Source organism: Clostridium paraputrificum AGR2156, from assembly GCF_000424025.1.
Lineage (GTDB): Bacteria > Bacillota > Clostridia > Clostridiales > Clostridiaceae > Clostridium > Clostridium paraputrificum.
The window spans coordinates 1-9230 of sequence record NZ_AUJC01000021.1; the positions used below are offsets into that span (position 1 = coordinate 1).

The following is a 9230-nucleotide window of genomic DNA, read 5'->3' on the forward strand; positions in this document are numbered from 1 at the left end:
CCAACTAGCTAATGCGCCGCGGGCCCATCTTATAGCGGATTGCTCCTTTAATTGCTACTTCATGCGAAGCTACAATCTTATGTGGTATTAATCTTCCTTTCGGAAGGCTATTCCCCTCTATAAGGCAGGTTGCCCACGTGTTACTCACCCGTTCGCCGCTAATCCGTTCCCGAAGGAACTTCATCGCTCGACTTGCATGTGTTAGGCACGCCGCCAGCGTTCGTCCTGAGCCAGGATCAAACTCTCAATAAAAAGTTTAATCTTGCTACTTGATTTCTCAAGTTTACTCGTAAAAAAGAATTGCTGGTTTTTAACTTTATATTCTGTTCAATTTTCAAAGACCAATTTGTGTGTCGCACTCAAGCGACTTTTTTATTTTATCACTTAACTTTGTTATTGTCAACAAGTTTTTTTGATTTATTTTCTTACTTGTTGGCGTCACAACCAAGCGACGAATCATATCTTATCATATAAATAAAACATCATTAATATAATATTAGTTATTTAATTAAATTATTCATATCTTTTTCTATTTTTCTTAATAATTCTATAATTATTAAATATTGATACACCAGGTTCAGTTTGTTTAATAAACACTTATTATCTCTTCATTTTTATCTATTATTAAACAATAAAGAGCATGATAATTAATATTATCATGCTCTTTCATTGCTATATATATTGTCTTTTTTTCATAACTACTGGCCAAGATTTAGATCCAACATAATTTTTATCTTCTAATATCTGTGTGCCTTTATCTACTATTATCCTCTCAAGCTTAGCTTTTTCTCCAATAACAACATCCTGTAATATTACACACCCATCTATTGTTACATCTTTTCCTACATAAACACATCTAGATATTATACTGTTTCTTACTTCCCCTTCTATATAACATCCATTTGCAATTATAGAATTTATCACTTTACTGTCCCTTGTGTATCTAGTTGGAGCTTCATCTTTTGCTTTTGTATATATTGTACCACCATTATAGAATAACTCCCTACTTACTTTTCTTTTAAGTAAATCCATATTTGTATAGTAGTAACTAGTTAAAGAGTTAATGCAAGAAAGATAACCATTAAATTTATAGGAACCTACATTTAATCTATCTAAATTATCATGTATAAATAATTTTATTTTTTTATAACTTCCTCTTTTAACACATTCATTTACTATATCTATAAATAGATAAGTAGGCATTATATACATCTCCATACTTATAGATGCTAAATTATCCTCTCCCACATTCTTACCTATAGACTTAACTTTACCTTCCTCTACATTTACCACATCACACCCAAGAAAAGATTTATTTGCATTATTTATATCTTTATATATAACAGTTATATCATTTTTATTTTTTATATGATGCATAAGTACGTCCCTATAGTCAATATTACATATCATATATGATGACGCTAATAAAACATAATCTTTTCTACTATTTTTTATAAACTCTATATTATCATAAAAATTATCAACATCATTAACAAATGGCTCCTCATCACCAAAGTTAAATACCTTTAGTCCATCCTTCTTTCTATGAAGGTCCCATGGTCTCCCATTAGTTAAGTGATCCATTAGTGATCTAGATTTATTTTTTGTAAATATTCCTATACACTCAATCCCAGAATTAGTCATGTTTGAAAGTACAAAATCAATTATCCTATATTTAGCTGCAATAGGAACTGAAGCTAACGGTCTATTTCGAACTAGCTCGTCCATCCTTTTTTCATTCTCATCTAAGTTTATTATCCCAACACAATTGTTCATTAATTTCCCTCCTTTCATAGTTTTATATTGTACTGCAGGCTTCTACTAAACTTCCTGATTTAACCTCTTCACTAGATGCTATTACAGCTATTTCATTTCCATCGCCTATTCTGCAACCTTTTCTTATTATTGCATCACTGCCAATAATAGCTTTTTCAATAATTACATTATCTCCTATGGATGCATTAGGCATTATTACTGAATCCTTTATAATTGCCTTTTTTCCTATCTTAACACCTTGAAATAAAACAGAATCCTCTACATTTCCATATACAGTGCACCCTTCTACTATAAGTGAATTTTTTATTAGTGCTTCTTCTCCTATATATTGAGCTATACTTACTTGATTAGATGAATATATTTTCCACTCTTTATCATAAAGATTTAATTTATTATCCTCATCTAATAAGTCCATATTAGCTTCCCATAAGCTTTGGATTGTTCCAACATCTTTCCAATACCCTTCAAATGGATATGCCATCATTTTAAGATTATCTTTTATCATTTTGGGAATAATATTCTTACCAAAATCATTACTTGAAAATCTATCCAACTCATCTTCCCTTAAATATTTTTTTAATGTCTTCCAATTAAATATATATATTCCCATAGATGCTAAAGTACTTTTAGGCACCTTGGGCTTCTCCTCAAACTCATAAATAGAATGATCTTCTCTTGTATTCATAATTCCAAATCTACTTGCTTCATCAATTGATACATTAATTACTGCAATTGTTGCATCCGCATTACTACTTTTATGTTTTTCTAGCATTTCATCATAATTCATTTTATATATGTGATCACCAGATAAAATTAATACATACTCTGGATTATAACTATCAATAAATTCTGTGTTCTGATATATTGCATTAGCTGTACCTTTATACCAATTGCCACCTTTTTCTTCTTGATATGGGGGTAATATTCTCACACCGGCATCTCTTCTATCTAAATCCCATGGGCTTCCTATTCCAATATGAGCGTTTAATTCTAATGGTTTATATTGTGTTAAAACTCCAACAGTGTATATTCCTGAATTAGAGCAGTTACTCAATGGAAAGTCTATTATTCTATATTTGCCACCAAATGGTACTGCTGGTTTAGCAAGCTTCTTCGTTAATACTCCTAATCTAGATCCCTGCCCCCCTGCTAAAATCATTGCTACTATCTCACTCTTACCCAATCATTTCTCTCCCTTCTAATCTTCTTATTCTTCACTATAACAATATGAATTCAATCATACTAATATACATATTATTTACATTTATTTCACAAAAAAATACAAGGTTTCTCTTTATAAACCTTGTATTTATCACACTTTAAAATTATTTTTATCCTTTTAAACCTTTTTTTATTTGCTTTTATTCTACATAATATATTAACTATAAATTCTTATATATAAGTTCAGGGCCCCATATACCTGTAGCATATTGTTGTATTGTCCTATCAGAAGAAAAAACACCTGAATGAGCAATATTAATGCCACAAATCTCTTGCCACTTATACATATCTTTAAAAATACTATCTACCTTTTTGTTAGTTTCAACATATGAATCAAAATCTTTTAAAACATAAAACTCATCATTAAAAATTGTTAAATGATCATATATACTTCTAAACTTTTCTCTATCCTTAGAGTATTTACCATTAATCAAATCATCTATAACATTCTTTATACTTTCGTTTTTATTGTATATATCTTGTGATGAATATCCTCCATTTTCTATATAGCTTAGTACTTGTCTTGCTGTAAGCCCAAATATAAATATATTATTATTTCCAACCTCATCACTAATTTCTATATTAGCACCATCTAAAGTAGCTATTGTTATAGCTCCATTCATCATAAATTTCATATTTGATGTTCCTGAAGCTTCTTTAGTTGTGGTGGATATTTGTTCACTTAAATCTGCGGCAGGTATAATCTCCTCTGCTAATGAAACATTATAATTTTCTAGAAATACTACCTTTATCTTTTTATTTACTAATGGATCATTATTTACCTTATCTGCTATAGCATTAATAAGCTCTATTATATTCTTTGCAAGATAATATCCTGGTGCTGCTTTTCCTGCAAATATAAAGGTTCGTGGATGAATATCTAAATTAGGATTATTAGTAAGCTTATTATATAAATCCATTATTCTTAAGCAGTTAAGAGTCTGCCTCTTATATCCATGAATTCTCTTAACTTGCACATCAAATATAGAAGATGTATCAACTATAATACCATTCTTTTTATAAATCTTTTCAGCTAATCTCTCTTTATTTTTTTTCTTTATCCTTTCCAATTCTTCTTGTACACCTTTATCATAAGTAAACTTTTCAAAATTTATTAAGTCTGTAGGATGTTTTATAAAACTATCTCCTATAGTATTACAAAGAAGATTTGTAAGCCCTGGATTACTCCTTAACAACCATCTTCTATGAGTAATTCCATTAGTCTTATTATTAAACTTATTAGGATAGAAGTAATACAGATTTTTCATTTCTTCTTTCTTTAAAATCTCAGTATGAAGTTTTGCTACCCCATTCACACTATGACTACCTACAACTGCTAAATTAGCCATTCTAACTTGACCATCTGCTATTATGGCCATATCTGATATCTTTTCCCACTGTCCAATATATTTATTCCAAAGGTCTGAACAGAACCTTTCATTTATCTCTTCAACTATCATATATATACGAGGTAATAATCCTTTAAACATATCTATAGGCCACTTTTCTAGAGCTTCAGCTAATATTGTATGATTAGTATATGATACTATATTAGTAGTAATTCTCCATGCCTCTTCCCAGCCTAATCCCTCTTCATCTAATAATATTCTCATCAATTCTGGAATAGCTAGTGTTGGATGAGTATCATTTATATGAATTGATATTTTTTCATCTAAGAATTTTATATTTCCACCATGCGCTTTATAATGTCTTATAATACTTTGGATACCAGCAGATACAAAAAAGTATTGTTGTTTTAATCGAAGTATTTTTCCTTCATAAAATGAATCCTCTGGATATAGTACTTGTGATATTGATTCTACTGAGTTTTTATATTCTATTGCTTTGAGATATTCTCCACTACTAAATGATGAATAATCAAATTCATTAGATACAGTTTCCGCACTCCAAAGCCTTAATGTATTAGCAACATTATTTTCATATCCTACAATTGGAGTATCATATGGAACAGCTAAAACAGGTTCATAGTTAATTTGAGTAAATACTATTCTGCCATCTATATTTTCTACCTTAACTTCTCCACCAAACTTTACTACTTCACTTTTTTCAATTTTTCTTCTTTCCCACACGTTACCTTGACGTAACCAATTATCTGATAGTTCAACTTGTTTTCCGTCTATTATTTTTTGCTCGAAAAATCCATACTTATATCTTATTCCACAGCCATGTCCAGCAATACCTAAAGATGCCATAGAATCTAGAAAACATGCTGCTAATCTTCCTAACCCACCATTTCCTAGCCCTTGGTCTTCTTCTAATTCTTCTAAGTCCCTCAAATCTATATTTAACTCTGCTAAAGCTTCTTTACATATGTCAATCAAACCTAAATTCATTAAGGTATCTCCAAGCAATCTTCCTAAAAGAAATTCCATAGAGAAATAATAAATTTGCTTTTCTCCAGTTTTATTGTATCTTTTATTAGTATCTAACCATAACCAACTTACATAATCTCTTATTAAACTCCCTAGGGCTTCATACCTTTGCAGGTTATTACCATTTTCTATCTCGTCTCCATGAATATCCTTATACTTATTCTCATAAGCTTTCTTAAATGTATTTTTATCTAATGCCAACTTTTAATCCCTCCTATAATCAGGTTCTTGTTGTCTCCACATATAGCTGTTGGTATTCATTAGCAGATTTATCCCAGCTATTATTTGAATTAAGTGCTTGTCTTACAATTCTGCTCCATTCTTCCTTTTTTTTATAGAAGCTTAATGCATACTCTACTATCATCAACAATTCCTCTGCATTATAATTTGTAAAACTAAATCCATTTCCTAATTCATTGTATTGATTATAAGGGAAAATTGTGTCCTTTAACCCACCAGTCTCTCTTACTATAGGAATACTTCCATATCTAAGTGCTATTAATTGCCCTAATCCACAAGGCTCAAATAAAGAAGGCATCAAAAAGAGGTCACTACTTGCATATACTTTGTGGGCTAATATATTATCAAATTTAATATTTGCTGATACCTTATATTTATATCTATATTGTAGGTTTTTAAATTTATCTTCATAGTACCAATCACCAGTTCCTACTATAACTAATTGAATATTATTCTTTAATAGCCTATCTGCAATACTAATTATCAAATCCATTCCCTTTTGATTAGTTAGTCTAGAAACAATGCCTATCATAGGTATTTCTTTATTTATTGGTAATCCAAGCTCTTCTTGTAACCTAATCTTGTTCTCTTGCTTATCACTTAATACATCCTCTTGAAAAAGCTTATAAATATTAAAATCTTTATAAGGGTTATATTCTTCATAATCTATGCCATTTAATATTCCTTTAAGATTATAATTATGTTCTCTTAATAATCCATCCAACTTCTCTCCATACTCTGGAGTTTTTATCTCTTCTGCATAACTATTACTTACCGTAGTTACCTTATCTGAATAATTAATTCCACCTTTCATAAAACTAATACATTCATAAAATTCTAAACTCCCATTATTATATGGTTCCATATCATACCCAAATAAATCTGGTAATACTTCTTTTGGAAAAATTCCTTGAAATAAAATATTATGAATGGAATATATAGTTTTTATATTTTTATAAAGTTCATCTTTTGAATACTCCAACTTTAGTAAAACTGGAATCATTCCTGTTTGCCAATCATTACAATGTATGATATCGGGTATCCATGCTATTTCATTAATGAACTCTAGGACAGCTCTATCATAATATGCAAATCTTTCTCCATCATCATAGCACCCATATACTTCATCTCTTCCAAAGTAGTACTCATTGTCAATAAAGTAATACTTCACTCCATTATGAGTACATTCAAAAATACCACAGTATTGATTTCTCCATCCAACCTTCACCATAAACCATTTAACAAAGCTAAATTTATTTTTTAAATCTTCTCTTATTCCTTTATATTTTGGTATTACGACTCTTACATCTAACCCTTTTTTACTTAAAGCTTTTGGAAGAGCCCCAACAACATCTCCCAAACCTCCAGTTTTAATAAATGGATTAGCCTCTGATGCTACAAGTAATACTTTCATAATTATTTTCTCCCCCTTTTTCTATACCTAAAATTAATGTTGCCATAGGTGGAACCTTAATCTGTATGCTATATGGCTGATTATGAAATTCTATTTCTTCTGGAACTAAATTTACTTCTGACATAACTTGTCCAGACCCTCCATATTTTTCATCATCACTATTAAATACTTCTATATAGTCTGATTGTAATGGAACTCCAATTCTAAAGTCATACCTTACAACTGAAGTAAAATTGCATATAAATATTAAAGTATCTTCTTTACTTTTTCCTCTTCTTATAAATGAAACTATACTTTGATCTTTATTATCTGCATCTATCCATTTAAAGCCATCTACATCATAGTCTAATTCCCATAATGCTTTATTATTTAAATAAAATTTATTAATATCTTTAATAAACCTCTGAGTCTTTTTATGCATTGGAAACATATCAATAAGCTTCCACTCTAATTGCTCATATTCTCTCCATTCTATAAATTGAGCAAATTCACTTCCCATAAAATTTAATTTCTTTCCCGGATGTCCAAGCATATAACTAATTAATAATCTATACCCAGCAAACTTGCTCCAGTAATCTCCTGGCATTTTATCAACTAAAGACTTCTTCCCATGTACAACTTCATCATGTGAAAAGGGCAATATAAACCTCTCTGAATAGTTATACATTAATGAAAAAGTCAATTTATTATGATGATACTTTCTATATATAGGGTCTTTACTAGTGTATTCAAGTACATCATTCATCCATCCCATATTCCACTTAAAGTCAAATCCTAACCCACCATCAATAACCTTTCTTGATACTTTAGGCCATGCCGTTGATTCCTCAGCTATCATAATAGTTTTTTCATTGTTTTCTTTTATTGCTGTATTTAAATCTTTTAAAAATTGAATCCCCTCTAAGTTACAATCAGTACCATACTTATTAGGAACCCATTCACCATATTCTCTTCCATAGCTTAAGTAAATAATATTAGATACAGCATCTACTCTTAATCCGTCTATATGAAATTCATTTATCCAATACATAGCATTTGATATAAGAAAACTTTTTACCTCTGGTCTCCCTAAATCAAAATTAAAAGTTCCCCAACCTTTATTATCAGCTTTCCAATACTCCTCATATTCATAAGTTGGACTTCCATCAAACATATATAAGCCATGTGCATCTTTACAAAAATGACCTGGTACCCAATCTAAAATAACTCCAATATTATTTTGATGTAGTTTATCAACTAATTTTTTAAACCCTTCAATATTTCCGTACCTAGTTGTTAATGAATAATATCCTGTACATTGATACCCCCAAGATGCATCAAGAGGATGTTCGCATAAAGGCATAATTTCAACATAGTTATAACCCATTTCTGTTAAGTAATCTGGTAATACTTCACTTAATTCTTCATATGTTAAAAACTTATTATTATCTCTCCTCCAAGATCCCAAATGAATTTCATATATATTAATAGCAGTATTATATATATCTTTTTTACTTTTTTCCTGTATCCAATTATTATCTAACCATATATATTCTTTAGGACTATATGTAATTGATGCTGTATTGGGTCTTACTTCAGAACATATAGCATAAGGATCAGACTTAAAAATAATTTTATTATCCATTGTCTTTATAGCATATTTATACTTAATACCTTCCCCTAGTTTAGGTAAAAATCTACTCCATAAGCCACCTTTGGATATTAGTTTCATTTTATAGTTGTTATCCACATAAAAGTTATTAAAATCTCCAACTATCCACATTTCTTGTGCATTAGGTGCCCAAGTTGTAAATTGAATTCCCTTAATACCATTAGATTCGCATGCATGAGCTCCCAATAATTTATAGGATTTATAATTCATTCCTTTATGAAACATATAAATTTCATTATTCTCCATTCATAATCCTCCCTTTTTAGTACTGCTCTTTACATAGTATTCAAAAAGAAGAAAACTTATTAATAAACTTTAAATAAATAGCAATTTATCATTTGCAATCGTTATAAATTAAAAGAGATATGTATAAACCATATCCCTTTTCCTATTTTATATAAATTTATATAACCAAAAAAAGAATAGCTATTGCTATTCTTTTTATAACTTGGCAACGTCCTACTCTCCCACACAGTCTCCCATGCAGTACCATCGGCGCTATAGAGCTTAACTTTCCTGTTCGGTATGGGAAGGA

5 protein-coding genes and 2 rRNA genes are annotated in these 9230 nt (G+C 29.8%); all 7 read right to left on the bottom strand.

Annotated elements, in window-relative coordinates:
- Positions 1–252: ribosomal RNA gene (locus G594_RS0114230) — 16S ribosomal RNA — on the bottom strand; the annotation flags it as partial.
- A 420-nt stretch (positions 253–672) separates the two neighbouring features.
- Entirely contained in the window at positions 673–1776 is a 1104-nt protein-coding gene (gene glgD, locus G594_RS0114235; RefSeq protein WP_027099193.1) for a glucose-1-phosphate adenylyltransferase subunit GlgD, read from the bottom strand.
- A 22-nt stretch (positions 1777–1798) separates the two neighbouring features.
- Positions 1799–2959 (bottom strand): glucose-1-phosphate adenylyltransferase, encoded by a 1161-nt coding sequence (locus G594_RS0114240; RefSeq protein ID WP_027099194.1) that lies wholly within the window; start codon positions 2957–2959, stop codon positions 1799–1801.
- 199 nt (positions 2960–3158) lie between these two features.
- The gene (locus tag G594_RS0114245; protein ID WP_027099195.1) at positions 3159–5591 is read right to left on the bottom strand and encodes a glycogen/starch/alpha-glucan phosphorylase; all 2433 of its coding nucleotides are present in this window, start codon (positions 5589–5591) and stop codon (positions 3159–3161) included.
- Positions 5592–5610: 19 nt separating this feature from the next.
- A complete protein-coding gene (gene glgA, locus G594_RS0114250) occupies positions 5611–7044 on the bottom strand; it encodes a glycogen synthase GlgA (protein WP_027099196.1) in 1434 nt (477 codons plus the stop codon).
- On the bottom strand, positions 7013–8941 hold the full coding sequence (gene glgB / locus G594_RS19040; RefSeq protein ID WP_051196028.1) for a 1,4-alpha-glucan branching protein GlgB: 1929 nt from the start codon (positions 8939–8941) through the stop codon (positions 7013–7015). The genes glgA and glgB overlap by 32 nt, the downstream gene beginning before the upstream one ends.
- Before the next feature lie 200 nt (positions 8942–9141).
- Positions 9142–9230 (bottom strand): 5S ribosomal RNA (gene rrf / locus G594_RS19720); the annotation flags it as partial.